Source organism: Porphyromonas sp. COT-290 OH860 (assembly GCF_000768935.1).
In the GTDB taxonomy this organism is placed as follows: Bacteria; Bacteroidota; Bacteroidia; order Bacteroidales; family Porphyromonadaceae; genus Porphyromonas.
Genome location: NZ_JRAR01000072.1, coordinates 12,864 through 38,525, shown reverse-complemented (window position 1 = coordinate 38,525; position 25,662 = coordinate 12,864). Strand labels below are relative to the sequence as shown.

Annotated in this window: 31 protein-coding genes and 1 pseudogene; 16 read left to right on the top strand and 16 right to left on the bottom strand. The window is 48.2% G+C overall.

Features of this window, described 5'->3' with window-relative positions; genetic code table 11:
• Positions 1–104 precede the first annotated feature (104 nt).
• The 16 genes from HQ41_RS07920 (at position 105) to HQ41_RS07845 (ending at position 12,871) form a co-directional block, all read left to right on the top strand.
• Positions 105–404 carry a DUF4134 domain-containing protein gene (locus HQ41_RS07920; protein ID WP_044190206.1) on the top strand — a complete coding sequence of 100 codons (300 nt, stop codon included), beginning with the start codon at positions 105–107 and terminating at the stop codon, positions 402–404.
• A 4-nt stretch (positions 405–408) separates the two neighbouring features.
• Positions 409–786 (top strand): DUF4133 domain-containing protein, encoded by a 378-nt coding sequence (locus tag HQ41_RS07915; protein WP_044190204.1) that lies wholly within the window; start codon positions 409–411, stop codon positions 784–786.
• Positions 783–3,269, top strand: coding sequence for a TraG family conjugative transposon ATPase (locus tag HQ41_RS07910; protein WP_044190202.1), 2,487 nt, complete (start codon positions 783–785; stop codon positions 3,267–3,269). Before HQ41_RS07915 ends, HQ41_RS07910 begins: the two co-directional genes overlap by 4 nt.
• Positions 3,270–3,302: 33 nt before the next feature.
• Positions 3,303–3,932: a DUF4141 domain-containing protein gene (locus HQ41_RS07905; RefSeq protein WP_044190201.1), complete on the top strand. Its 630-nt coding sequence runs from the start codon at positions 3,303–3,305 to the stop codon at positions 3,930–3,932.
• A 2-nt stretch (positions 3,933–3,934) separates the two neighbouring features.
• Positions 3,935–5,026, top strand: a complete 1,092-nt coding sequence (gene traJ, locus HQ41_RS07900; protein ID WP_044190200.1) for a conjugative transposon protein TraJ — start codon at positions 3,935–3,937, stop codon at positions 5,024–5,026.
• A 6-nt stretch (positions 5,027–5,032) separates the two neighbouring features.
• Positions 5,033–5,656, top strand: a complete 624-nt coding sequence (traK, locus tag HQ41_RS07895) for a conjugative transposon protein TraK (RefSeq protein ID WP_044190198.1) — start codon at positions 5,033–5,035, stop codon at positions 5,654–5,656.
• Positions 5,653–5,985, top strand: a complete 333-nt coding sequence (locus HQ41_RS07890) for a TraL conjugative transposon family protein (RefSeq protein WP_044190196.1) — start codon at positions 5,653–5,655, stop codon at positions 5,983–5,985. Before traK ends, HQ41_RS07890 begins: the two co-directional genes overlap by 4 nt.
• Positions 5,936–7,300, top strand: a complete 1,365-nt coding sequence (gene traM, locus HQ41_RS07885) for a conjugative transposon protein TraM (RefSeq protein WP_081964811.1) — start codon at positions 5,936–5,938, stop codon at positions 7,298–7,300. The genes HQ41_RS07890 and traM overlap by 50 nt, the downstream gene beginning before the upstream one ends.
• Positions 7,301–7,338: 38 nt before the next feature.
• Positions 7,339–8,259 (top strand): conjugative transposon protein TraN, encoded by a 921-nt coding sequence (traN, locus tag HQ41_RS07880; RefSeq protein ID WP_036847968.1) that lies wholly within the window; start codon positions 7,339–7,341, stop codon positions 8,257–8,259.
• A 1-nt stretch (position 8,260) separates the two neighbouring features.
• On the top strand, positions 8,261–8,845 hold the full coding sequence (locus HQ41_RS07875; protein WP_036849930.1) for a conjugal transfer protein TraO: 585 nt from the start codon (positions 8,261–8,263) through the stop codon (positions 8,843–8,845).
• Positions 8,845–9,690: a toprim domain-containing protein gene (locus HQ41_RS07870; protein WP_036889324.1), complete on the top strand. Its 846-nt coding sequence runs from the start codon at positions 8,845–8,847 to the stop codon at positions 9,688–9,690. The genes HQ41_RS07875 and HQ41_RS07870 overlap by 1 nt, the downstream gene beginning before the upstream one ends.
• 27 nt (positions 9,691–9,717) lie before the next feature.
• Positions 9,718–10,179 carry a DUF3872 domain-containing protein gene (locus tag HQ41_RS07865; RefSeq protein WP_044190191.1) on the top strand — a complete coding sequence of 154 codons (462 nt, stop codon included), beginning with the start codon at positions 9,718–9,720 and terminating at the stop codon, positions 10,177–10,179.
• A complete protein-coding gene (locus HQ41_RS07860) occupies positions 10,163–10,678 on the top strand; it encodes a glycoside hydrolase family protein (protein ID WP_044190188.1) in 516 nt (171 codons plus the stop codon). The genes HQ41_RS07865 and HQ41_RS07860 overlap by 17 nt, the downstream gene beginning before the upstream one ends.
• A 113-nt stretch (positions 10,679–10,791) precedes the next feature.
• Complete coding sequence (locus HQ41_RS07855; protein WP_044190185.1) at positions 10,792–11,355, top strand: hypothetical protein; 564 nt, start codon at positions 10,792–10,794, stop codon at positions 11,353–11,355.
• Entirely contained in the window at positions 11,355–12,170 is an 816-nt protein-coding gene (locus tag HQ41_RS07850; RefSeq protein ID WP_044190183.1) for a macro domain-containing protein, read from the top strand. The genes HQ41_RS07855 and HQ41_RS07850 overlap by 1 nt, the downstream gene beginning before the upstream one ends.
• A 5-nt stretch (positions 12,171–12,175) precedes the next feature.
• Positions 12,176–12,871, top strand: coding sequence for a toll/interleukin-1 receptor domain-containing protein (locus HQ41_RS07845; protein ID WP_152567371.1), 696 nt, complete (start codon positions 12,176–12,178; stop codon positions 12,869–12,871).
• 158 nt (positions 12,872–13,029) lie between these two features.
• Here HQ41_RS07845 and HQ41_RS07840 read toward each other — a convergent pair whose 3' ends face one another.
• The 16 genes and pseudogenes from HQ41_RS07840 to HQ41_RS07765 all read right to left on the bottom strand — a co-directional run bounded on the left by HQ41_RS07840 (position 13,030) and on the right by HQ41_RS07765 (position 25,644).
• Positions 13,030–13,260: a hypothetical protein gene (locus HQ41_RS07840; protein ID WP_044190247.1), complete on the bottom strand. Its 231-nt coding sequence runs from the start codon at positions 13,258–13,260 to the stop codon at positions 13,030–13,032.
• A 4-nt stretch (positions 13,261–13,264) separates the two neighbouring features.
• A pseudogene (locus tag HQ41_RS07835) lies at positions 13,265–13,520 on the bottom strand (hypothetical protein).
• Positions 13,521–13,547: 27 nt separating this feature from the next.
• Complete coding sequence (locus tag HQ41_RS07830; protein ID WP_044190178.1) at positions 13,548–14,822, bottom strand: PcfJ domain-containing protein; 1,275 nt, start codon at positions 14,820–14,822, stop codon at positions 13,548–13,550.
• Between the two features lie 19 nt (positions 14,823–14,841).
• A complete protein-coding gene (locus HQ41_RS07825; protein WP_004584358.1) occupies positions 14,842–15,255 on the bottom strand; it encodes a PcfK-like family protein in 414 nt (137 codons plus the stop codon).
• 17 nt (positions 15,256–15,272) lie between these two features.
• Positions 15,273–15,863, bottom strand: a complete 591-nt coding sequence (locus tag HQ41_RS07820) for a hypothetical protein (protein WP_044190175.1) — start codon at positions 15,861–15,863, stop codon at positions 15,273–15,275.
• 12 nt (positions 15,864–15,875) lie between these two features.
• Positions 15,876–16,157: a hypothetical protein gene (locus tag HQ41_RS07815; RefSeq protein WP_004584360.1), complete on the bottom strand. Its 282-nt coding sequence runs from the start codon at positions 16,155–16,157 to the stop codon at positions 15,876–15,878.
• An 11-nt stretch (positions 16,158–16,168) separates the two neighbouring features.
• Complete coding sequence (locus HQ41_RS07810; RefSeq protein WP_004584361.1) at positions 16,169–16,387, bottom strand: hypothetical protein; 219 nt, start codon at positions 16,385–16,387, stop codon at positions 16,169–16,171.
• Between the two features lie 12 nt (positions 16,388–16,399).
• Positions 16,400–16,609 (bottom strand): hypothetical protein, encoded by a 210-nt coding sequence (locus HQ41_RS09985; RefSeq protein ID WP_013815838.1) that lies wholly within the window; start codon positions 16,607–16,609, stop codon positions 16,400–16,402.
• A 755-nt stretch (positions 16,610–17,364) separates the two neighbouring features.
• On the bottom strand, positions 17,365–18,492 hold the full coding sequence (locus tag HQ41_RS07800) for a winged helix DNA-binding domain-containing protein (RefSeq protein WP_161780598.1): 1,128 nt from the start codon (positions 18,490–18,492) through the stop codon (positions 17,365–17,367).
• Positions 18,493–18,765: 273 nt separating this feature from the next.
• A complete protein-coding gene (gene nqrF / locus HQ41_RS07795) occupies positions 18,766–19,998 on the bottom strand; it encodes an NADH:ubiquinone reductase (Na(+)-transporting) subunit F (RefSeq protein ID WP_044190162.1) in 1,233 nt (410 codons plus the stop codon).
• A 31-nt stretch (positions 19,999–20,029) separates the two neighbouring features.
• On the bottom strand, positions 20,030–20,644 hold the full coding sequence (gene nqrE, locus HQ41_RS07790; RefSeq protein WP_044190160.1) for an NADH:ubiquinone reductase (Na(+)-transporting) subunit E: 615 nt from the start codon (positions 20,642–20,644) through the stop codon (positions 20,030–20,032).
• A 30-nt stretch (positions 20,645–20,674) separates the two neighbouring features.
• Positions 20,675–21,304, bottom strand: a complete 630-nt coding sequence (locus tag HQ41_RS07785) for an NADH:ubiquinone reductase (Na(+)-transporting) subunit D (protein WP_044190157.1) — start codon at positions 21,302–21,304, stop codon at positions 20,675–20,677.
• 2 nt (positions 21,305–21,306) lie between these two features.
• Entirely contained in the window at positions 21,307–22,041 is a 735-nt protein-coding gene (gene nqrC / locus HQ41_RS07780) for an NADH:ubiquinone reductase (Na(+)-transporting) subunit C (RefSeq protein WP_044190153.1), read from the bottom strand.
• A 14-nt stretch (positions 22,042–22,055) separates the two neighbouring features.
• Positions 22,056–23,258, bottom strand: a complete 1,203-nt coding sequence (locus tag HQ41_RS07775; RefSeq protein WP_044190152.1) for an NADH:ubiquinone reductase (Na(+)-transporting) subunit B — start codon at positions 23,256–23,258, stop codon at positions 22,056–22,058.
• Between the two features lie 27 nt (positions 23,259–23,285).
• On the bottom strand, positions 23,286–24,641 hold the full coding sequence (locus HQ41_RS07770; protein WP_044190150.1) for a Na(+)-translocating NADH-quinone reductase subunit A: 1,356 nt from the start codon (positions 24,639–24,641) through the stop codon (positions 23,286–23,288).
• A gap of 241 nt (positions 24,642–24,882) precedes the next feature.
• On the bottom strand, positions 24,883–25,644 hold the full coding sequence (locus tag HQ41_RS07765; RefSeq protein WP_081964810.1) for a porin family protein: 762 nt from the start codon (positions 25,642–25,644) through the stop codon (positions 24,883–24,885).
• Positions 25,645–25,662 lie beyond the last annotated feature (18 nt).

Sequence of the window (25,662 nt, the reverse complement as noted above, 5' to 3'; positions counted from 1 at the left end):
AGTACGGCTGACTCTAAGAGAGCCACCACTAACATCCAAAAGTAACAACAGTATTCATCCGTCGGGAGGACATATCCAATCCTTCTGGCACAAAACAAAGATTTATGACCAAGAAACATTTTCTTATCGCAGCCGTCCTGCTGCTTTCCATTTCCTCTGCCTTTGCCCAAGGGAACGGCTTGTCGGGCATCAACCAAGCCACCAACATGGTGACGAGTTATTTCGACCCAGCCACGAAACTCATCTACGCCATCGGCGCGGTCGTGGGACTTATCGGTGGGGTAAAGGTCTATTCAAAGTTCTCGTCCGGAGATCCGGACACTTCGAAGACCGCCGCGAGCTGGTTCGGGGCCTGTATCTTCCTCATTGTCGCAGCCACCATTCTGAGAAGTTTCTTCCTCTAAGCCTATGGAGACCTATCCCATCAACAAGGGAATCGGTCGCTCGGTAGAGTTTCAGGGACTCAAAAGCCAATATCTGTTCATCTTCGCCGGAGGGCTACTCGCCCTTTTCGTGCTGTTTGTCATCCTCTACATGGCGGGTGTCAATCAATGGATCTGTATCGGCTTCGGAGGGACTGCCGCATCCGTTCTGGTGTGGCAGACCTTCTCCCTGAACACGAAGTATGGGGAATATGGGCTGATGAAGCGTTCCGCCTTGCACAGCCATCCCCGTTACCTTATCAACCGACGACGCATTCCCCGTCTGTTCCGACATAAGGAACAGAGAAGAGTAAAGAGAGAACAGGAAGAAAGGAAAAACAAAGAAAAGGAGAAAAGGCAATGAGAAATATACTGAAAGCCACCACGCTGGAGAATCGCTTTCCGCTGCTTGCCGTCGAAGAGGGGTGCATCCTCTCGAAGGACGCCGACATCACGGTCGCTTTTCGGGTCGAACTTCCCGAACTCTATACGGTGACAAGTGCGGAGTATGTCGCCATTCATTCGGCTTGGGTGAAGGCAATCAAGGTGTTGCCGACCTACAGCATCGTACACAAACAGGATTGGTTCGTCAAGGAGGGCTACCGCCCGGAATTGCAAAAGGAGGATATGAGCTTCCTTTCCCGAAGTTTCGAGCGGCACTTCAACGAGCGACCATTCCTTCATCACGACTGTTATCTGTTCCTGACTAAGACAACCAAGAACCGCAGCCGACAGCAGAGCAACTTTTCCTCCCTCTGCCGGGGGCATATCATCCCCAAGGAGGTACGGGACAAGGATACCGCCCGAAAATTTCTTGAAGCTACCGAGCAATTCGAGAGAATTATCAATGAGAGCGGCTTTGTCTGTCTTACTCGATTGAGCAATGAGGAAATTATCGGGACAGAGGATAAGCCGGGACTTATAGAAAAATACTTCTCTCTGTCCCTCTCTGACACGACGGTCTTGGAAGACATTGACCTCCGTGCCGACAGCATGCGTATCGGCGACAAACGGCTCTGCCTGCATACGCTCTCCGATACGGAAGATCTGCCCGGACAGGTTGCTACGGATATGCGGTATGAGCGTTTATCCACCGACCGAAGTGACTGCCGCCTTTCATTTGCCGCTCCCGTGGGGCTGTTGTTGCCGTGCAACCATATCTATAACCAGTATGTGCTGATTGACGACAGTGCGGAGAACCTGCAACGCTTCGAGAAGAATGCTCGGAACATGCACTCGCTCTCCCGTTACAGCCGAAGCAACCAGATCAACAAGCAGTGGATTGACGAGTATCTGAACGAGGCGCACAGCTTCGGGCTTACCTCCGTCCGCTGTCATTGCAATGTCTTGGCGTGGAGCGAGGATGAGGAGGAACTCCGCCTTATCCGCAATGATGTGGGTAGTCAGCTGGCACTGATGGAGTGCAAGCCACGACACAACACAGTGGATGTGCCGACGCTCTTCTGGGCGGGCATTCCCGGCAATGAAGCCGACTTCCCTGCCGAAGAGAGTTTCTACACCTTCATCGAACAGGCGGTCTGCTTCTTCAATGAGGAGACCAACTACCGTGATTCACTCTCACCGTTCGGTATCAAGATGGCTGACCGCAGCGGCAAGCCCATCCATCTCGACATCTCCGATCTGCCGATGAAGCAAGGCATCATCACGAACCGCAACAAGTTCATCTTGGGACCGTCGGGTTCGGGCAAGTCGTTCTTCACCAACCACCTACTAAGGCAGTACTGGGAACAGAACACCCATATCGTCTTGGTAGACACGGGAAACAGCTATCAGGGCTTGTGCGAGATGATACGCCACAAAACGCAGGGCGAGGATGGGGTCTATTTCACCTACTCAGACGAGAGTCCCATCAGCTTCAATCCCTTCTACACGACGGACAAGATTTTTGATGTGGAGAAGCGAGAGAGCATCAAGACCCTACTGCTGACCCTATGGAAAAAAGACAACGAGCCTGCCACCCGTTCGGAGGAGGTTGCCCTCTCCAATGCCGTTTCGCTCTTTATCGAGCGGATCAAGACGGATGATGGTATCGTCCCTTCGTTCAACAGCTTTTACGAGTATCTCACCACCGATTACTCGGCTCTGCTTCGTGAGAAAAAGGTCAGGGAAAAGGATTTTGACTTGGCCAATTTTCTCAACGTGCTGGAGCCGTACTACAAGGGTGGCGAATACGACTATCTGCTGAACTCGGACAAGCAACTCGACCTCTTAAATGCACGCTTCATCGTTTTCGAAATCGATGCGATAAAGGATCATCCCATCCTCTTTCCCATCACGACCATCATCATTATGGAGTTGTTCATCAATAAGATGCGACGACTGAAAGGGGTTCGGAAAGTCATCCTCATCGAGGAGGCTTGGAAAGCGATAGCCTCCGCAAACATGGCGGGATACATACGCTACCTCTACAAAACCGTGCGTAAGTTCTTTGGCGAGGCGGTCGTGGTGACACAGGAAGTGGACGACATCATCTCATCGCCCGTGGTCAAGGAGTCCATCATCAATAATAGTGATTGCAAGATACTGCTTGACCAGCGCAAGTACATGAACAAGTTCGACCAGATTCAGGCACTCTTGGGACTGACGGACAAGGAACGGGGGCAAATCCTCTCCATCAACCAGAGCAACGATGCCACGAGGTCATACAAGGAGGTATGGATCGGACTGGGTGGTGTACAATCCGCTGTCTATGCCACCGAAGTATCAAAAGCCGAATACCTCACCTACACAACGGAGGAGACAGAGAAGATGCGCGTACTGGCCCGTGCCGAGCAACTCGGCGGCAACATGGAGCTTGCCATCAGGCAGCTCACTGAAGAAGAATAGTCAAGAATAATCATCACTAAAATCCAACGTAAAATGAGAAAGAGAATTTTAATGCTTATCACGTGCGGTTGTCTCCTGGCCGGCAGCGCACACGCCCAGTGGGTAGTCACAGACCCCACCAACCTTGCACAGAGCATCATCAACACGACCAAGGAAATCGTACAAACCTCCAAAACGGTCAAGAACACGCTCAACAACTTCAAAGAGGTGGAGAAACTCTACAATGAGAGCAAGAAGTACTACGACGCTCTGAAAAAAGTGAATGACCTCGTGCGGGACGCCCAAAAAGTAAAGGAGACGATTTTGATGGTCGGGGAAATCTCCGACATCTATGTGAACAACTACAAGAAGATGCTCTCCGACCCGAACTTCCGTCCGGAGGAGCTGGTTGCCATCGCCAACGGCTACACCAAACTGCTCGGAGAGAGCAACAACCTGCTCAAGGAGCTGAAGCAGGTGGTGAACATCACCACGCTGAAAATGACCGACAAGGAGCGTATGGACGTGGTGGGTCGCTGCTACAAGGAGGTGCGGGACTACCGCAACCTCGTGCGTTACTACACGAACAAGAACATCTCCGTAAGCTACCTCAGAGCCAAGAAGCAGCAGGATACCGACCGGGTGCTTTCGCTCTATGGAACGGACAACGAAAGGTATTGGTAGGTATGGGAGCGGAATTTGATAACCTGCACCAAGTCCTCCGTACCCTTTACACGGAGATGATGCCGATGTGCGGCGACATGATAGGCGTCGCCAAAGGCATTGCGGGCTTGGGCGCGCTCTTCTATGTGGCACTCAGAGTATGGCAAACGCTTGCCCGTGCCGAACCCATCGACGTCTATCCGTTGCTCCGTCCGTTTGCGCTCGGTCTCTGTATCCTCTTCTTTCCGATGGTGCTGGAGACCATCAACGGGGTGCTCAGTCCCATTGTACAGGGTACACACAAGATGCTCGAAAAGCAGACCTTCAGCATGGACGAATACCGCAAGTTACGGGACAAGCTGGAGTACGAGGCGATGGTAAAAAATCCCGAAACAGCCTATTTGGTCAGTAACGAGGAGTTCGACAAGAAACTGGATGAACTCGGTATCTCTCCCTCGGATATGGCGACAATGGCGGGAATGTACGTGGAACGCAGTATGTACAACCTGAAGAAATGGTTCCGCAATATGGTACGGGAGTTCTTGGAACTGCTTTTCGCCGCTGCTGCCCTGCTCATCGACACGCTTCGGACATTCTTTCTGATTGTACTCTCCATTTTGGGACCGATAGCCTTTGCCATCTCCGTGTGGGACGGTTTTCAGAGTACCCTCACGCAATGGTTCACGAGGTATATCTCCATCTATCTGTGGCTACCTGTGGCGGACTTGTTCAGCTCGATGCTGGCGAAGATTCAGGAGCTGATGCTCAAGCATGACATCACACAGCTACAAAATGACCCTACCTATACGATAGATGCCTCGAATGGGGTCTACCTTGTATTTATGATTATCGGCATCATCGGCTACTTCACCATTCCTACGGTTGCGGGCTGGGTGATACAGGCAGGTGGAGCAGGTAATTTCGGAAAGAACGTGAACTATGCGGCAGGAAAGGGTGCTGGTATCGCAGGAGCCGTGGGTGGAGCCGCAGGAGGCTTTGCCGTGGGACACGGACGAAGCATGATGAACCATGCGGGCAGCAAAGCCAAAGAGATTGCCGGAAAATTATTTCATCGAGGAGGAAACCAATCATCAGAATCATCTGAACAAAACTAAAAAGTCATGGAATTTAAGTCATTAAAGAATATCGAAACAAGTTTCAGGCAGATACGCCTTTTTACTTTGGTTGTCGTCTGTCTGTGTGCCGCCCTTGCGAGCTATTCGGTATGGAGAGCCTACTCCTTTGCCGAAGCCCAAAGGCAGAAAATCTATGTGCTGGATGGCGGTAAGTCGCTGATGCTCGCCTTGTCGCAGGATCTGTCGCAGAACAGACCCGCCGAGGCAAAAGAGCACGTGCGCCGCTTCCACGAGCTGTTCTTCACCCTTTCGCCCGATAAGAGTGCCATCGAGGGGAATATCTCCCGTGCGCTGCTCTTGGCGGACAAAAGTGCCTACAATTACTATCGGGATTTCTCCGAGAAAGGGTACTACAACCGTATCGTGGCAGGAAACATCAATCAGGTCGTGCAGGTGGACAGCGTACTCTGTGACTTTGACCACTATCCCTATTCGGTACGGACGTATGCCCGACAGATGATTATCCGTGCGACCGACGTGACCGAGCGAAATCTCGTGACCGTTTGTCGTCTGCTCAATACGAGCCGCAGCGACGACAATCCGAACGGATTCAACATCGAAGGATTCGAAATATTGGAGAATAAGGACATCAGTACCCGTAAGCGATGAAAAAGAAAAGTCTGTTCCGAATGATGCAGGAGAGAGAGGAGGCAAGACTCCGCCGCCTGTGCGGACGCATCCCCACTCATCTGAGGCTGTATGTCGTCCTGACAATGCTTCTCTTTTTCGCTTTTCTTACCAACTACGTTTTCTTCAACGGTTTGTACCGTATCTTCTCCGACGGAGACTCCGAGGAGGAAACGTTACCGGCAATCGAGCATATAGAAGCCCCTGAAGTAAGGCGGCTCTATCCGAATGACAGTATCAACCTATTAAAGTATTACGATTATGTTCCCATTCAAAAGAAAGACAGCCTCCGATACGAGTATCTCGCCTGAGCTGACGGAGGAAGAGAGACAAAGGCGAAAGAAGTTTATCATTTACCCTCTGATGTTTCTGCTTTTTGCAGGCTCCATGTGGCTCATCTTCGCTCCGTCGGAGAAAGAAGAGGAGAAACAGACCAAGGGCTTCAACACGGAAGTGCCCGACCCGATGGCAACCGAACTGATCGGTGATAAAAAGAAAGCCTACGAGAAGGAGATGATGGAGGAGAAAGAGCAGGAGCGCAACCGTGCGATGCAGAGTCTGAGCTCCCTCTTTGGTGAAATGACCGGTGGGCAGGCTTCGCAGGGAGCGGGCGAAGCATCCGCTTGGGAGTCTGACCCCTTGGACGGAAGAGAGGAATATACCTCCCGATACTCCGCTACGCAAGCCGGCTTTCACGCCTCGGCATCCGCCTACCAAGACATCAACCGCACGCTCGGCAACTTCTATGAAACACCGAGGGAAGACCCTGAAAAAGAGGAACTGCGTGTCCGATTGGCAGAGTTGGAAAACCGTATGAGCAGCGAACAGCAGTCGCCTGCCATAACCGTAAACGACCAGATGGCATTGCTCGAAAAGTCCTATCAGCTGGCGGCAAAGTATATGCCGTCGGGCGGTGGACAGCTCTCTTCCAATATGGCATTGGCATCGGACGGGGAGACGGCTTCCGAAAGGAAAGCGGTCGCAACCACCCGAAACGGGAAGGCGGTAGCCTTTCCCGTTGCCCCTGTGAGCGAACAAGTGGTGTCGGCTCTGGCACAGCCGATGAGCGACTCGACTTTCCGCTCCGAATATGTCAAGGAGAGGAACTATATGTTCCATACCGCCATCGGAACAGCCCCGCTGGCGGAGAAGAATACCATCTCCGCCTGTGTACATACCCGGCAGACGGTTACGGACGGGCAAACGGTACGTTTCCGTCTCTTGGAACCGATGCTGGTGTCCGGCAAGGAAATCCCTCGGAACGCCTCGGTGGTCGGCATGGCGAAGATACAGGGCGAACGCCTGAACGTACTCATCTCTTCGCTGGAATATCACGGGAACATCATCCCCGTGGAATTGGCGGTGTACGATACAGACGGACAAGCAGGGATATTCATCCCCGGCTCGATGGAGCGCAGTGCCGCCAAGGAGATTGTCGCAGGAATGGGTACTTCCGCAGGCAGTAGTATGAACATCTCCACCGATGCAGGTGCACAGCTTGCAGCCGACTTGGGCAAGGGGCTGATACAGGGAACCTCGCAGTATTTCGCCAAGAAGATGCGTACCGTCAAGGTGCATCTCAAAGCAGGATACAAGGTATTGCTCTACCAACCTGAAAACAAGTAATTCACAGTTATTATTCACCACTTTAATCCACAGTAAAAATGAAAAGAACAGTTTTAGCCATCGCCCTGATGCTGGGCGCAGTCTGTGCCAACGCACAGGAAACAACTTCAAGCGGAGACCTCTATCAGGGGCTGACTCGCAAGATTGCCTTCGAGCGGATGATACCGCCCCACGGCTTGGAAATCACCTACGACAAGACGGTGCACATTATCTTCCCCTCTGCCGTGCGCTATGTGGATTTGGGTTCGCCCAACCTCATTGCAGGGAAGGCGGACGGAGCGGAAAACGTTATCCGTGTGAAGGCGACGGTCAAGGGCTTCCACGAGGAGACGAACATGAGTGTCATCACGGAAAACGGTGCGTTTTACACATTTAATGTCAAGTATGCCAACGAGCCACTACTACTTAATGTGGAAATGGCGGACTTCATCCACGATGGGGAGAGCGTAAACCGTCCGAACAACGCAATGGAGGTCTATCTCAAGGAACTCGGAAGCGAAAGCCCGATGCTGGTAAGGCTCATCATGAAATCCATTCACAAGGAGGACAGGCGGACGGTGAAGCACATCGGCAGCAAGTCCTTCGGTATTCAGTACCTGCTCAAAGGGTTGTATTCGCACAACGGACTGCTGTACTTCCATACGGAACTGCGCAACAAGTCCAACGTGCCGTTCGACATCGACTTCATCACGTTCAAAATCGTGGACAAGAAGGTCGCCAAGCAGACTGCCATGCAGGAGCAGGTACTGCTTCCACTGCGTGCCTACAACTACACCACCTGCGTGGCGGGGCAGAAGAGCGAACGCACGGTATTCACCCTGCAAAAGTTCACCATCCCCGATGACAAGCAGCTCATTGTAGAGATGCACGAGAAGAACGGCGGAAGACACCAATCCTTTGTCGTGGAGAACGAAGACCTTGTGCGTGCGAGGGAAATCAACGAACTCAAAGTGAAGTAGTATGAGAAAGTCTTTGTTTTTCCTGTTTGTCGTGTCGCTTGCCCTCTTTGCAGGGCAGGCGCACGCCCAGCGTTGTCTGCCCAAGATGAAAGGTATACGCCTGACCACAGGCATGGCGGACGGTTTTTATTCTTCCTCTTCCAAGAATGAGACGGGCTATTCGTTCGGGGCTTCGCTTGCCACCTATGCCAAAGGTGGACATCAATGGATGTTCGGAGCGGAATATCTCCGTAGATACCATCCCTATCGCGAAAGCCGTATCCCAGTGGAGCAGTTCACGGGAGAGGGAGGTTTCTTCTGCAATGTGCTTTCGGACGGGAGCAAGACCTTTTTCCTGTCAGTAGGTATTTCCGCCTTGGCGGGCTATGAGACGGTCAATGGCGGAAAGAAACTGCTATTTGATGGCTCCACGCTCCATAACAAAGACGGATTTATCTATGGTGGGGCGATCACCTTACAAGCGGAAACCTATCTGACGGACAGATTGGTGTTGCTGCTCTATGGCAGGGAACGTTGTCTGTGGGGAGGCTCTACGGAGCGTTTCCATGCACAGTACGGTGTCGGACTGAAAATCATGCTGGACTGATGGACGTGCGACAGATGAGAGAAATCCCCATTGCGGACTTCCTGAACGCAATGGGGATTCAGCCGACTAAGCAGAAAGGAGACGCCTTGTGGTATTCCGCCCCTTACCGCACGGAACGGACACCCTCCTTCAAAGTCGATACCGTCAAGAATGTCTGGTTCGATTTTGGGACGGGCAAAGGCGGTGATATTTTCGACTTAGCGGGAGAGTTTATCGGAAGCAGTGATTTTCTCCTGCGGGCGGCTTTCATGGCCAAGAGCGGAACGTGTCCGCTTCCCGTTATGGAGCAATCGCTAAGGGAAAAAGAAAGAGATCCCTCCTTTGAGGATATTGAGAGGCGTCCCTTATTGAATGGCAGACTGTTGGGCTATCTGGAAGAACGGGGTATCGATGCCCACGTTGCCATCCCCAACTGCGAGGAGGTGAGGTATCGTGTACGGGGCAAGCGGTACTATGCCATCGGCTTTCGTAACGAGGCAGGAGGAATGGAATTGCGTAATTGCTTTTTCAAGGGTTGCATCCCGCCGAAGGATATTTCCTTGAAGCGTAACGGCTCGGACGTATGTTCCGTCTTTGAGGGTTTTATGGATTACCTCTCCGCCATGCAACTCGGCATAATCGCTTCGGACTGGCTTGTCCTTAATTCCGTTTCCAACATGGAGAAGGCACTGAAAGTACTGGGCGGTTATCACAGGATAGAATGCTACCTCGATAATGATAATGCGGGACGAAGAACATTGGAAAGGCTGAGGGCAGATTTCGGAGAGAAGGTTATTGACCGTTCCTCTCTGTATGCCGACCACAAAGATTTGAATGATTACCTGCTCTATCAAAGGCAGGAGTGAGTGTATAACAATAAAATGTAAGGAACAATGAAAAAGAAAATATTGAATACGATTTTGGTAATGGGAGTGCTTGCTCTTGCAGGATTTTGTCTATCTGCTTGTGATAATGAGTTGGATATTCAGCAGGCGTACCCGTTCACGGTAGAGACGATGCCGGTGCAGAAGCACATTGTCAAGGGACAGACGGCAGAGATACGCTGTACGCTCAAACGGCAGGGACGGTTTGAGGATGCACGCTATACTATCCGTTATTTTCAGCCCGATGGAAAGGGACAGTTGAAGATGGACGATGGTACGGTCTTCAAGCCCAATGACCGTTATCCGCTCAACAAGGAGGAGTTCAGGCTCTACTACACATCCGCTTCCACCGACCAACAGACGATAGACGTGTATGTGGAGGATAATTTCGGACAGACGGCAAAACTCTCGTTTGAGTTCAACAGCCAAAAGGACGAGGAAAAGGAGAATCCGAATGAGAGCAAGAAGTAAACTTGTCGTCTTATCCTTCTGTCTTGTTTGCTTGTCCTGCTTACGACTTTCTGTTCAGGACGGAAGAAATCTACTTCTATCGCTTCCTCCGTTCGAGCGTGCCGTTGTCTGCATCAAGTACTTCGAGGGCTTACACGGGTTCAAGGACGCACCCTATGTCGGATATGGTCATAAGTTGCAAAAGAGAGAACGCTTTACGGCGGCGATGACGGAACGGCAGGCGGACTCTCTGCTTCGGGCAGACCTGATGAAGCGTCTGATGATGTTCAAGGACTATGGGAAGGATGCCTTGCTTCTTGCCGTCTTATCCTATAATGTCGGAGTGGGCAGATTGCTGGGATACGGCAAATATGCTAAGAGCCAATTGCTGCGGAAGATAGAATTGGGCGACAGGAATTTCTATCGTGAATTTATATCTTTCTGCCGATACAAGGGCAAAGTCCTCAGAGGGCTTGTCAAACGACGAAAAGTAGAGTTTGCCCTGTTTTATGTACCCTGATTATCAAACACGCTCCTTGCAAGTTCTATCGACTTGTGAGGAGCGTTTTCTTGCCGTTAAATTCGTCCTTCTCGTTATGAATGAGTAACTTTGCAAAGTTAAAACAATATAGTATGATGTATCGCAATAGTAACTATACAGCTTTTTATGTAGATGAGCCTTTTAGTCCATCTCCACTTGCAGCTTATGCAACGAAAGATTTTTGTTATTATAATATGTTGAAAGCATGGAAAGGAAATGATGCTTTATTCCCTTTTAATGATGCGCACTCAAAAACATATAGCGTAAGAGATGGAAGTAACTGGGAACTAACATTGAAGCCCAGATTACGAGAAAGACTAAGACTCTCCAAAAATATTATTTTATTTTTGAGTTCTAACACCAAATATAGTCGTGCTTTAAGGGAGGAAATTAGTTATGGAGCTTGTACTCTTGGGCTCCCTATCATTGTTGTTTATCCTGAATTAGATAATTCGCAAATAGTTTCAAACGAGCAGCTATCGAGCAGAGTGAAATTGCTTTGGGATAAATTGCCAATTCTAAAAGAAGCTATGACCAAGGTTCCTACATTACACATTCCTATGAGACAGAATAGTGTGAGTAATGCCTTATCAGACTCGGAACTGACAATTCAAGGCAAAAAAGGTGGTGATGTAACTAAATACTTTTACAAATAATGAAGCAATTGAAGATTTTCTCGTCTTATTTTCTGTCTTTTATTGGTGCAATATCAGCCTTTGTAGGTGCTTTTTCATGGCTAAATGGTTATGGATTGATGGCTTGCATTGTATTTGTCGGAGGTATCGTGCTTATTGGTACTGGATATGCCTTGTTCCAAATGCGTCCAAGCAAATCCATTCAGTTACTAATCAATAACTCGTTTCCTCTTCAAATAGAAGATGGAGACCTCTTTGCAAAGAAAGGTGTTGTAATTATTTCTGTTAATGATTATTTTGATACGATTGTCGACAACAGAATAATAGCAGCAGATACTATTCATGGAAAATTCATAGAGAAATTTTTCAGAGGGAGAATTTCAGAACTTGATGATAAAATTGATACTGCGTTAAGAAGTGAAGTACCCATTGATGTTCCCAATCGTGCAGAAGGAAAGAAGAAACGCTATCCTCTTGGTACATGTGCAGTCTTAGATGAGGGTGAGAATACATATATTCTTGCAGCTTTAACTAAGTTTGATGAGAACAATCATGCTTTCATCCCTTTATCTGAATATGGTACAATCATTCAGAAAATCATCGTAAAAGCTTCTATCACTGCTAATAGCAGACCTGTATATATGCCTTTATTAGGAAGTGGTCAGGGTGGTATACAAAAATCGGCACAAAGGATATTGTCTTATATTATAAGCCAAATAGAGTTTTGTTCAAATGTAAGTATTCCTAAGGGGCTGCATATTGTGATTTATGATCTCAGCAAAAAGGGAATCAATTTGGACAACATGAAGAGTGCTTGGCAGTCTGCAATTAAATAAGAGCAATGAAATTATACAAAGTTACAATGAATGTAATAGGCGAGGTGTTAGACACCTCGCCTATTACATCAACACAGCCATTAGAGAGACCTCGCGAATTACACAGTGAATTGCGTCGTCTTGTAAAAGGAGAAAGAGGCATCATCGATGGAGAAAGATTGCAAAATTTCGTTTTCCCAACCAATAATTATGATGTATTCATCTCACATTCACATGACGATTTAGAAATAGCAAAACAATTTGCTGCTTGGCTTAAAGAGAAATATAGATATAGTGTGTTTTTAGACTCCTTTGTTTGGAATAGTGCTGATGGCTTGCTCCAAGAAATAGATAACCTATATTGTAAGCAGAGAAACGGACTTTATAACTACCATAGAAGAAATTATTCAACAGCTCACATACATACAATGCTAAGTATGTCAATTATGGAAATTATAAAGCGAAGTAAGGTGGGAATATTAATAGATAGTCACCACTCTATAAATCTTGAGAGACTTCGTAATTCCAATCAGGCAAAAACCCTCTCTCCATGGATTTTTCAAGAGATTATGTTTATGCGTCAATTTGCAAACCAAAAATCATCTACTCGTATGTTTAGCAGTGAAAGTCTAAATGAAGGTTTACAAATAGCACATACTGTTGATTTGTCCGATTTTACTACCTTAACAGCAAGGGATTTAATCAGTAAAACATCTTTATAACAATAAAAGTTTTCTTGTTGGGCTTTTTGTTACTTTTGAGCCGTCTCAACTCACTGTCAAAAGTAACGAGGTGCTTTTCATCGGGGTTTCTTTGCTCCTTTCTTTGTCCGCCCGAAGCTCACGAAAGAAAGGAGCGGTCGGCAAATCTGCCGACCGCATTACTCTGTCTGCTTTTCTTGAACGCTTATCCGTCCCGTCCTTACATCGGGGTGCGTGGAGAAAGCCCAATTGATTTCCTCATCGGGAAGGGTGCTGTGGACATTTCCGCCCATCACCATTCCGCAATCCTGAATGACCTTTTGTCGTGCTTCGTCCTTGCTTTCGGCAACCACCTCAAAAACTCCCTCGAAGATGTATTGCGTCCGTACTCTGTAAACTTTCTTCTTCATATTCTCAAAATTCAACCTTTAATAATCTGTATTCCTTTGGCTCTCCATTGGATAACCTGCGGTGAGTAAGCCAAAAAATGGTGTGCGCCATAGCCGTATACAAAGAACTTGTCAAGTTCCGTTTCTTCAGCTATCCGCTTGACGGCAGTCCTTAGTTCCTCTTCATTGGCGGATAGAGTAATGGCATTGATTACCCTTATAAGGATATGGGGTATCTCGTCCGCCCAATTGCATACGATGCTTTCTATTTCTGCTTTCATTGCTGTGATAGTTTTATTGTTTGTACTTTATGCTGTTTGTCTCATTCTCTGCCTTATCAGTTTGCGGTTGGCATTGACAAGATTGATAATTTGGTCGTGGTATTCCGTATTTTGATTGCATAGTCCACGACTTTGCACCACTTTGAACGTATCCAAATTGACCTCAATCGTTTCTATCCGTCTGCCCTCAATGGTAGCCGAAAGGATAAGCGAGTTCTCTTTGAGATAGTAGGCATTGTCGAATACGCAATGGTGCATTGCCACTCCCTCATCCAAAAATTCCCGCACGCTCTCCAAAACGTGGACTCGGATTGTGCCGTCCGTGAATGAGATACCGAAGAACTTGGATTTGAGTTCGTGGAAACGCTTCTCGTCCTCTATTGCTTTTTTGCGTCTCTTCTCCTTTTCTTCCTTTTCTCGTTGCCTGCGAAGTTCATTTTGTCTTAGGTCGTGTTCCCTATGCAGGTCAGTAGGGCAAACATACTTCGGGCTGTGTATGTCCTTGCCCAATCTTCGGAGCATATCTACGTAGTCGCACCATATCGAAATGTCCTCTATATTATAGCCGTTGCGAGTGGCGACTTTATAGGACTGCCAACAAGCATCAAATGTCCGTGAATTGTTAAGAAAGTATTTCAGATGTTCGGTTCTGCCTGCTTTCATCAATGTTTCCCCACGGCTGTCGGACAACAGGGCAGGAATGAGAACGGTTGGTTCGATGTCGTGAAAATCGTCTCTAAAACCATTTCTGTGGAGTGCTTCCGTTACCTTGAACTTCGGATATATCGGGGAGTATGATATATGGCGGTAGGCTTCGTTGTCGTTGCGGATTGCCATAGGCGAGCAATAAGAAAAGGTGTCGATGTATCTGCCCAATACTCTCTGAACGGCAATAATCGTCTTTCGTCCTTGTGCGTTCCACCAATACTGACCGATTTCAAAGATGTATGATGATGCCTTGCAACCTTTCTCCATTTCCACAGAAAGAAGAAACATTCTTAGTACTTGGTACTCTCCACAAGTGGTAAGTATCGTAAAGTATTGCTTCTGTCTTATCTTGCGTTCAAAGGTTTCCTTGACCTGCAACCTTGCCCTACAATGAGGGCAGGTGCAAGTGTATTTCGACTTTTCCATTATCCAACTATGACCGCAATCCATGCACGTTGTACGACCTTTGGGAAGTCGATAGGCAAAGTGGTCTATACACCCTCTAAATGCCCACTTACATTGTATCTTGGTTATCGGGCGTAAGTTCTTACTCTCGGCAAGTACTGCTTTCTCAAACTTGTTTCTTGGTTTCATATTCGTTCGCTGTTTAGTATTAAAATTCGAATAAGGAGGGTTGGAGTTGCTCCTCCGCCTGCTTCTCCGCTTTCGGTTTCTTAGCGGTAAGTTTGCGGTATTCCTCTGCTTGGTATCGCTCGATAGCCTTTTTCCGTGCTTCCGCTTTCTCCTCTTCTGTGAGTTCGATAGTATGGTTTACCACGACTTGGCAGTTGATGGACGTGCCTACCTTGATGTTATCCTCATCGTAATAATGCACGGCAAGGGAATATACCTCCTCATCAGACAGACCTGCACACCCCATTCTTTGGACTTCCGTCAAGATGTAGGTAATGCACTCGTCTATGTTCTTGTTCTCCTTGCGGAAATTCCCTGCAAAGAGTTCATCGTATGATGCTCTCGTTTCCAAATAGTTTTGGATAACGTCCTTGAAATGCTCTGTACCTTTCATTGTCTTTGTTGTTTTTATCAGTTGAATAATGTTCCGTCAGAAAGAAATTCGTAGTTGTTGGCTTCGCAACTCTCTGCAAAGGCTTCCTCGCTGAGTTGGTATTCCATATCGTCCCTGCAAGCCTTGAAAAATCCATTCAAGCACCTGTCCATAAGTTCGTATAGGGTGGTATCATCGGGGGCTTTCAAAAAGTCGTATATGGGCTTCAATATCTCATAGTCCATACAATAGCCCGTCAATACGCAATCATTGGTAACAAATACACGACTTTTACGCTTTCTCTTGTAATTGTGCCCCCAAATGGTTTTGGGTATATACAAGTCGTTCCAATGGTTATTGACAAGGTATTTCAGTAGTCTAACCCCTTTCAAATTATCTTCTTCCTCGCTGTAATGAGAAGTGAAACGATACCAATAGGAATAATTATCGTATGACCATCTGTCCACCTTGATATTGAATATCTGTTCAAAGGCTTGCAATGTCTTTCGGTTTTCTTCGTCCCAACCATAGTTAAAATGTTCCGCCCAATGGCTGTGTGCCTTTGCTTGTGCCTCTCTTGTCAGTTCGTGGAGGTTATATACCTCGTATGTTCTTATTGCCGTTCTCATATTCGTTTGGTGTTATAGGGTTGTATTATTGATGATGTCTTCTCCATTGTCCGCAAAGACCTCGATAGTAGGTTTCCCTCCATTTTCCTTTACGGATAGGCTTTCGGAGGTTTCATATAAGGTCTCGTCGTCCATAATGATGACTTTCTCGTTGTCTTCAAAACAAAGTACATCCTCTCCCTGCCACGACTTGACAATAGCAACGGCTTCCTCGTAATTCTCTGCTGTTACTTCAAAGTGGGTGCGCTCCCAACAAGTAACCTTTCTATCTTGGTAAAATCTGAATGCTTCCATCGCTCCCACTATTAGATTGTTGCTAAAATGATTTCTTGGATATGAATAGGTTCAACTTCTGAGAAGAGATAGAGGATAAATTCCTTTCTGTCCTTCCGATTGAGTTCTTTGTATAGTTCCCTAAAGGCGGATATATTCCCATTGAGGTAAACCGATACCATATACTCGAAAATGTTGTCCACTTCGTAGTATCTGCATTGCTGTGCGATTGTCTTGCTTCTTCTTTTCATATATCTGTCTGTCTAAGAAATGAGTATCCAAAGTATTGTCCCGATGATGAGGGCATAAGCCAAGATGTACACTGCGATTGCCAAAGTGATGGTAAGGAGTAGCCGAATGAGGAATTTCCCTGCACATAACCCTGCCAGCCAAAGCCAGACGCTTCCGCCCCAAAGGAGAGAGCCTGCGAGTGTAAGAGCCACCCAAATTGATATTTTGTATCTCGGTTTCATCTTGTCTGATTTTTTTGATTTTATGCGGATTCCAGAGGTGAGGGAGGTAGAGTTTCCATTTTTCTTTTTCTCTGTCCTCGTGTTTCCGACATTTTTTTTATGCGTTTTTCCGTCGGGTCGGTCGTTTTCGTTTCAGGGGCTTAAAAAGGTAGGGCTTAGGACAAACAAGGTTTTACGGCGAGAATACTACCTGCAATGAAATGGAAGTGTGGAGATTGTCGCCTAAACGGCTTGCCGCCCCGACCTTTTTTGTACGTGAAAGCCCGGAACTACCTTTGCCGCTGACAACGAACAACCGATCCCGATGCGAATACATAGAATGGAACGTGGAGAGGAACACCGCAGAGGATAGAGCGAAAAAATGAAAGGCAGCCTTCACAAGAAAGACTGCCACAACAATGAGCAATGAGACGAAAAGGATAAAAGCTGTTGTCTGAATAGACAACTATATAGAAAAGAAAAACGGAGAAAGACGAAACTTTCTCCGTAGATAATGTTACCTTTGCAGTAGGTTGTTCGAGTTATGCAAAGCGTTGTGTGTCATTGCAGAAGATAGGTCGCTAAATCATTACCTGCTGAAAATCATAACTCAAAAGGCTGTTCATAGCCAATTACTTATACCTAAATGATAGATTTTAGGCAAAAATAATGTAAACTCCACTAATGCCAATTAGGAGAGTTCTCTTCTGCATGTAGATTATTGAATATCATTCAGTTTTTTATTTTGATCAACTCAATAGGCTCAAGTAAGAGCTTTATCTAGAATAGAAGATCTGATAGAGTTTGGTCGGAGCGCTAAGATTTAATTCACGTGCTCCCTCTGCTTCAAAGTACTCTGCCTCGACAGTTACCCCAGATTTATTCTTCTTGCGGCTCCATAGCCCTACCACTCGTCCATGCTGCAAAATCGTTGGGTAGAATGTGCCATTGGTATAACACGCCTTTTGATGCTGGGCAGGTATGATGAGATCCCGATCTTTGTAGGCAATGATATATTCGTCGAAAGCAGGGAGTAGATGTATACGATCCCTCATGGGTTCTATCACAGGCTCTACGCAAGAGCTGTATATGTAATACGTTTGTCCTTCATAGATTTCTCGAATTAGCTCACCCTCTAGGTTGTCGATAGCTTGGCGAGCCTGTCGTGTAGTTAGCCCAGACCACCAAACGAAGTCGGTGAGTTGCGCAGGGCTATGGCTACGAAAGTAGGCTCTAGCCAAACGAGTTATTGCCTCGTCTTCGGAGATCTCTGCAGTCGAGGGGGTGCGTTCGTCTAGCAGGGCGTAGGTAGGTTTGCCTACTCTATCTGCTCCACTACAAATAACCCCTTCTGTTTCAGCAAACATCAATAGGCGATACATCGTCCCAGTAACCAGCCTAATGCCTTCGGACTCAAATAGAGTGTCGAGCTCCTCTTTCGTGAGTCCTCTATTCCCTGCTAGATGTTTCTCGAATAGTCGTATAGCTCGCTTGAATAGATCTTCGGTTAGCCCAAGTGCCTCTAATCTTTTCTTATCTCTAATGACTCTTTGAATGGATGCTCTAGAGAGTTGAGTCATCCAGCGAATGTCTTCGGCTGTGACAAAGTGCCAAGTAGGGCGCATAATGTGCGTTCGTAGGATCTGCCCTTGATCAATCGCTTGCTGTACGATATCTAGCGAAGCCCCCGCTGAAGGTGCTAGGCGCATACCAATAGCCCATTTAGCCATCTCGTAGTGTTGGGCTTGGATAGCGCCGAAATGAGCTACAATATCCGCAGGGCTCTGTACCATTGATTGAGATAGGAGCTGACTTGCTAAGCGAATGGCATGGAAATCTGTCATGATTGAATCTACTTGGAGGTAAGTGTTGATGAATTTGGTCAAAAATACATAATCCTCCATACCTATACTAAGATATGGAGGATTAGCCATGAGTTTTCTTTCTGTTGATAGCCTCTTCACGCATCTCGCAGGGGATGCGACAGAACGTGCGGATGCGCCCCAACGACGAGCAGATGATGTCTCAATTCACGCATCCCCACGGGATGCGACAGGGTCTGTTTTTGTGGTATGTTGGCTACGACACGTGGTTTCAATTCACGCACCCAAAAGGGCTGAATCCTAGAGTCGGAAGACTCGGAATTCAGCCCTTTGCATTATTCATTCGGCGATAGATTAGCCGAAGTCGTCGAAGTAGAGTGAGCTGCGCTCAACACCAAGATTCTCGAGCATACCCTTAACGGCATTGGCCATTGGGCCAGGACCGCACATGTAGTACTCGATATCCTCTGGAGCCTCGTGCGTGCTGAGGTAGTTATCTAGGATCACCTGATGAATGAAGCCTACATAACCGTCCCAGTTGTCCTCTGGTTGAGGATCGCTCAAGGCAATGTGGAACTTGAAGTTGGGGAAGTTGCGCTCGATCTCACGGAAGTCCTCTTCGTAGAAGATCTCCTTCTTACTACGAGCTCCGTACCAGTAGCTCACCTTACGGCCAGTCTTAACCGTATTGAAGAGGTGCAGAATCTGAGCACGTAGAGGAGCCATACCAGCACCACCACCGATGTAGAGCATTTCGTTATCCGTCTCTTGAATGTGGAAGTCGCCATAAGGGCCACTCATCTTGACCTTGTCGCCGGGTTTGAGCGAGAAGATATAGGACGAAGAGATACCGGGAGGCACCTTCATGAAGCCACCCGTAGCACGGTCGAATGGAGGTGTGGCAATACGCACGTTGAGCGTGATGATATTACCCTCGGCTGGATAGTTGGCCATAGAGTAGGCTCGGACTGTTTCCTCCTCATTCTTGACGGTGAGGTCCCACATCTTAAACTTATCCCAGTCCTCGTGGAACTTCTCCTCGATCTGGTAGTCCGAGTACTTGATGTCGTACTTAGGGATCGTGATCTGTGCGTAGCTACCGCTCTTGAAGTTCATAACTTCGCCCTCGGGGAGCTTCACCACAAATTCCTTGATGAAGGTCGATACGTTGCGGTTGGAGATAACTTCGCACTCCCACTCCTTCACACCGAAGACTTCCTCAGGCACGATCACCTTCATGTCCTCCTTGACCTTGGTTTGGCAAGCTAGGCGCCAGTGTTCCTTCTGTTCTCTACGACTAAAGAAGCCCTGCTCGGTAGGGAGGATTTCGCCTCCACCCTCTACCACACGGCAGCGACACTGTCCGCAGCTACCACCACCACCACAGGCGGAGGAGAGGTAGATATTCTGCCCTTGTAGGGTAGAGAGCAATGTGCCACCGATAGCAACATCGGCGTTCATCTCGTCATTGACGTTGAGCTTGACGTTACCCGATGGTACCAATTTGCTCTTGGCCACCAGCAGCGTTAGCACTAGAATCAGCGTAATCAGTAGGAAAACCGCTACGCTTATAATGATTACTGTCATTTTCTCTTTACTCTAATAGTTTAATCTGATACTACATCTTCACGCCAGAGAAGCTCAAGAAAGCCAAGCCCATAAGAGCCGTTACGATAAACGTAATCCCTAGACCACGCAGAGGCTTAGGAATATCGGAGTACTGGAGCTTCTCACGGATCGCAGCCATACCTACGATAGCGAGCAACCAACCAATACCAGAGCCTAAACCATACACAGTAGCTTCGCCTACGTTTACAAACTCACGCTGCTGCATGAAGAGCGAACCACCGAGGATCGCACAGTTTACGGCGATTAGTGGCAGGAAAATACCCAGCGAAGCGTACAGAGAAGGGCTGAAGCGCTCCACCACCATCTCTACGAGCTGTACGAAAGAGGCGATCACCGCAATGAAGACGATGAGTGAGAGGAAAGAGAGATCGAGCGTTGCATACTCCTCGCCAAGCCAAGAGAGTGCGCCTTCTTTGAAGACATAGTTCTCTAGCATGTAGTTGATGGGCAGGGTGCAAGTCAAGATGAAGATAACAGCTAGACCTAGACCGAAGGAAGTCTTAACGTTCTTGGACACGGCCAAGAATGAACACATCCCTAGGTAATAGGCGAAGATCATATTGTCCACAAAGATGGACTTAAAGAATAAAGCTAATGATTCCATTCTATTATACTATATTATTGGGATGAGGGACTAGTTCTCTTGTAGCTCCTTGTTGCGTGAGCGCTGGATCCAGATGAGTATCGCCACGAGAATGAGTGACATCGGAGGCAAGATCATCAGACCGTTATTGACATAACCAAAGTCATACACAGCCTGTGGAATAATCTGCATACCGAATAGCTGCCCCGTACCGAATAGCTCACGGAAGAAACCAACGGCCACCAATACGATGCCATAGCCAAGACCGTTACCGATACCATCGAGGAAGCTCTCCCATGGGCCATTACCTAGGGCGAAGGCCTCCAAGCGACCCATCAGAATACAGTTGGTGATGATCAGACCAATAAACACGGAGAGCTGCTTGCTCACATCGTAGGCGAAAGCCTTGAGCACCTCGCTCACGAGTGTTACCAGCGTAGCCACCACCACGAGCTGCACGATGATACGGATACGACCGGGTATCGTTTTGCGCAGCAAGGAGATGATCACGTTGGCGAAAGCTACCACCACCGTCACGGCTAGTGCCATCACGATAGAGGGCTCCAGCTTCACCGTCACGGCTAGAGCCGAGCAGATACCGAGCATCTGCACGAGCACAGGGTTACTCTTACCCAGAGGTGCGAGTAGTGTTTCTTTATTTTTATTGTTCCAGAGAGACATGACTATTGTGCGTTATAAGATTCGAGAAATTTCTGATAAGGCGAGATCGAAGCCTCAAGCATAGCGTGTACCCCATCGCTAGTAAGCGTACCGCCCGAGATACCGTCTACATAGTCTTGGTCGCTAAGCACCTTACCAGCCTTAACCACAGCGATGCTCTTGAACGCACCATCTCTGTAGACCTGCTTACCTACGAATAGATTTGCGAAGGTAGGCGTAGAGATCTCGGCACCTAGCCCCGGAGTTTCGCCCTTGTTGCCGAAGTCTACACCGATTACTGTAGAGTGGTCTGCAGCATCGAGAGCTATGTAGCCCCAAATAGGCCCCCACAGACCTGCACCATTCATCGGCAGAATATAGGCAGTCTTGCCGTCTACCTCTGCGATGTAGAGGGGGAAACCGTCCTCTGCCTTACCTTCCTTGGCGAATACTTTGAAGAGATTCTCAGTATTGAGCTTAAAAGCCTTGCTCTCTGCCTCGGCATCGAACTCCGACTTGACCGATCCGTCTAGGTCTACCAGCAGCTCTTTCTTAATAATAGTCTTGTAGGTCGCCTCTACCTGAGAGATCTCGGGGGTCTGACCGACAGAGCGCAGGATCTGCTGCATCTTGTCAATCTTCTCATTAGCTTGCTGGGCTGGCTTGAGCACTGTGGCGGCACCTGCTAGCAGTACAGCAGCCACTACGACCATAATCGCTGCGTATATAATCGTATATGAATTCTTATCTGTATTCATTTGCTTGATATGTATTAAGCCTTAGACTTAAGCGCACGAGCTAGGCGCTTCTGAGTATTGCGCTCTACGACCATATAGTCAATCAGAGGAGCCATCATATTCATGAAGAGAATAGCAAGCATCATACCCTCGGCATAACCAGCGTTGAGCACACGGATAAATACAGCCATTACTCCGATGAAGAATCCATAGATCCACTTACCTACTTCTGTGCGAGCTGCAGTTACGGGGTCGGTAGCCATGAATACGATACCGAAGGCGAAGCCACCATAGAGCAGGTGCTGTAGCGGTGTGGTCTGCATAGCAATCGTAGTACCGAAAGCGTTGAAGATAGAAGCCATAGCCACTACGCCTGCTACCCCAGAGAGCATAATCTTGTAGCTAGCAATCCCCGTAAAAATGAGGAATAGCGCACCGATGAGGATAGCCAGTGTAGACGTTTCGCCAATAGAACCGGGGATTAGGCCGAGGAAGGCATCTAGATGGCTCAAAGGCTGACCAAGAGCATCGTGGATGACAGGCACCTCACCCTTGGCCGCAGCAATCTGAGCCAGAGGAGTAGCACCAGAGAACGTGTCCACCACCTTACCAGCGCCAATGCCGAATGTATCGGTCAGACGCACCCATACAGAGTCGCCAGACATGGCAGCAGGATAAGAGAAGAAGAGGAAAGCACGCGTCACTAGAGCCACGTTGAATACGTTGTAGCCCGTACCGCCAAACACTTCCTTGGCGAATACCACAGAGAAGGCCGTGGCTACTGCAATCATCCATAGAGGTGTCTCTACTGGGATAATCATAGGGATCAGCATCCCCGTCACAAGGAACCCTTCGGCCACTTCGTGCCCCTTCTTGGAGGCAATGACGAACTCAATACCTAGACCCACCACATAGCTCACAATAATCTGAGGAAGCATAGAGAGCAATCCGTAGACGAACTTGTCTAGGAACCCTACTTCCTGACCAATAGCGAGGTAATGCTGATAGCCCAGATTGTACATACCGAAGAGGAGCGCAGGCATCAGGGCGATAAGCACCATAGACATCGTGCGCTTGCTGTCGATAGCATCGTGTACGTGCACGCCTCGCTTGCTCGTAGTATTGGGGACAAAGAGGAAGGTCTCGAAGGCATCGAATGCCGTGTGGAAAGCCTCCAGCTTACCGCCCTTCTCAAAGGCGGGCTTTATCTTGTCGAGTTGTTTTCTTAGAGCGTTCAAAGTCTTAACTTTTTATAAGTCCAACAATTAATTCATTTCCTTGTACAGCTCATCAAGACCCTGACGAACGATCTGCTGCAGAGGCATCTTGGACGTATCGACAAACTCACACACACAGAAGTCCTCTGGAGCAACCTCGTAGATACCTCGGTTCTCCATGTCTGTGATGTTGAAGGCAATGATACTCTTGAGCAAGAACTCGGGATAGATGTCTAGGGGGAATACCTTGTCGTACTCGCCACTCATGATCATGGCACGTACCCCACCCTGCAAGCGTGCATCTAGCACATACTCCTTGCTCTTGGGGGTCAGCCAGCTAAAGAAGCTACGGCTCATACTAAACTTACCGAAGCCCGGCAGTGCCCAGCCAAACATATCGTGTACGTCATCGCCCTCGGGGATTACCGTGATTTGGTCACACTGGTAGCTGATGAACTCATGGTCGGCGTCAACCTTAACCCCAGTGAAAACATCTCCGTCGATGACACGCTCATGCTCAGCCTTGATGGCTAGACCCTCGGGGAAAGCCTCTGAGAAGCGAGCTCCGGGGAGAAGCTCCATGTAGCCGTGCTGCTTGGCGTCTGATCCAGTAAGAGCTACCGTACGAGAGAAATTGACCTGACCAGTCTTGAGGAAACGACCGATCACAAGCAGATCAGTAGCCTTGAGCGTCCAAACGACTTCCTCCTTATTGATAGGCTTGATGTGGTTGATGAGGGTACCTACCAACCCTGCTGGGTGTGGTCCCGAAACCTCTACACGCTCTACAACCTTGACGCCAGAGAGCGACCCGGGCTTAACACCTAGATAGACCTTGCCAGAGGTTAGCTTCGTCAGAGCATCGAGTGCAAGCTGTAGCTCTGCCTCACGCCCCTTGACGAGGAAGTCAAAGTTGGGGGCAAGCGGAGCGGTGAAGTTGGCCGTCACGAAGATATCACGAGGCGCAACCTCTGGGTTAGCTATGCGGTCGTAGGGACGCTGTTTGAAGAATGCAAAGAGTCCACTCTCGAGCAGAGCAGCGAGGATCTGCTCGCGCCCCTTAGAGGTAAGTCCCTGCACGTCGAAGGTTTTGAACTCCTGCTGCCCATCGGGTTTGATTTCGATGCTAAGTATCTTGCGCTTGGCTCCACGGTTCACAGCCACCACTTCGCCGCTTACGGGAGAGGTCAGCTTGAGCGCAGGGCTAGCCTTGTGATAAACAATAGGAGTGCCTGCTTGTACTCGGTCACCTACCTGCACTGCAAGTTTGGGAACCAAGCCCACGTAATCGTCAGGGACAATCGCATAGGTCTTGGCTCGACCAGACGAGGCCAGATATTTCTCTGGCGCTTTGCCCTTTAGATTAAGTGTGAGGCCCTTCTTTATTGAAATTACATTTGCCATAACACTGTTTGAACGTTTTATTTGTGAAAAATAATGCCCACAAAAATACATAATTTTCGGCTATCTATCCCTAATAATAATGACTTGCGTCAGCGACTCTCTCCACGAGTGCAAAAAAAACTTGCCCCAAGAGAGCGTTTTGGACAAAAATACTCCGCACCATGGAGGCCAAATAGCGACCATGATGCGGAGCGTTTTTGAGGAATATGTCGGCCAGAGGTGGCAACAAGTGCACCCCGCTCTAGAATCGAAGCCCTACCGTCAGATAAAAATTCATATCCTTGGCACCTAGGCTATTAAGCACCTTCTTGGTACCCTCAAAGTTATTGACCGAAACGTTGGCCTTGTCCACATTGACAGACAGACGATTCTTAGTGCCAATATCGACTCCTGCCCTCACATAGAGCAGTGCAAGCTCGACAGTGGCAGACCCTCCCAAACCATAGTCAAATTGGCTTAGTTCAAAGGAGTCGATCGTACGCTTGGCAAAGTCGGAGAAGCTAGTAGTCTTGGAGCCTAACTTAATCTCCTCTTTGAGCATATAAGATAGGTAAGGCCCCCCCTCGATAGAGATCCCAATAGCTCGGAAAGGTTTGATCCTAAACCCGAGTGTTAGGGGAACCGAGATAGCATGAGAGGTTAGAGCAACCTGAGCACCTCCAGACTGCAAATGGTCTTGTAGCTCCTTGTCTACTTTGCCCATCCATTCGTGAAACTCGCCGTAGCGTTCGTCCGAGAGGATTCCCTTGAGATTGAGGTCTGCGCCACCACCTTTAATAACCAAACCGGGGGCTAAGTAGAAGATAGACCCTAGCTTCATCTCGTATGCGATGCCGGCACGATAGTTCATCTTCAGTTTGCCGTCATAGTCTGGCTGAGAAAAGGTACTAATACTCATATTGGAGAGCGATGCTCCACCTTCGATACGGAAGGCAGTTTTCTGAGCGACCATAGGGAGTGCTGTGAGCATTAGCCCTAGGCTCAATAATAATTTCTTAATCATAGCGTTTACTTCGTTTTT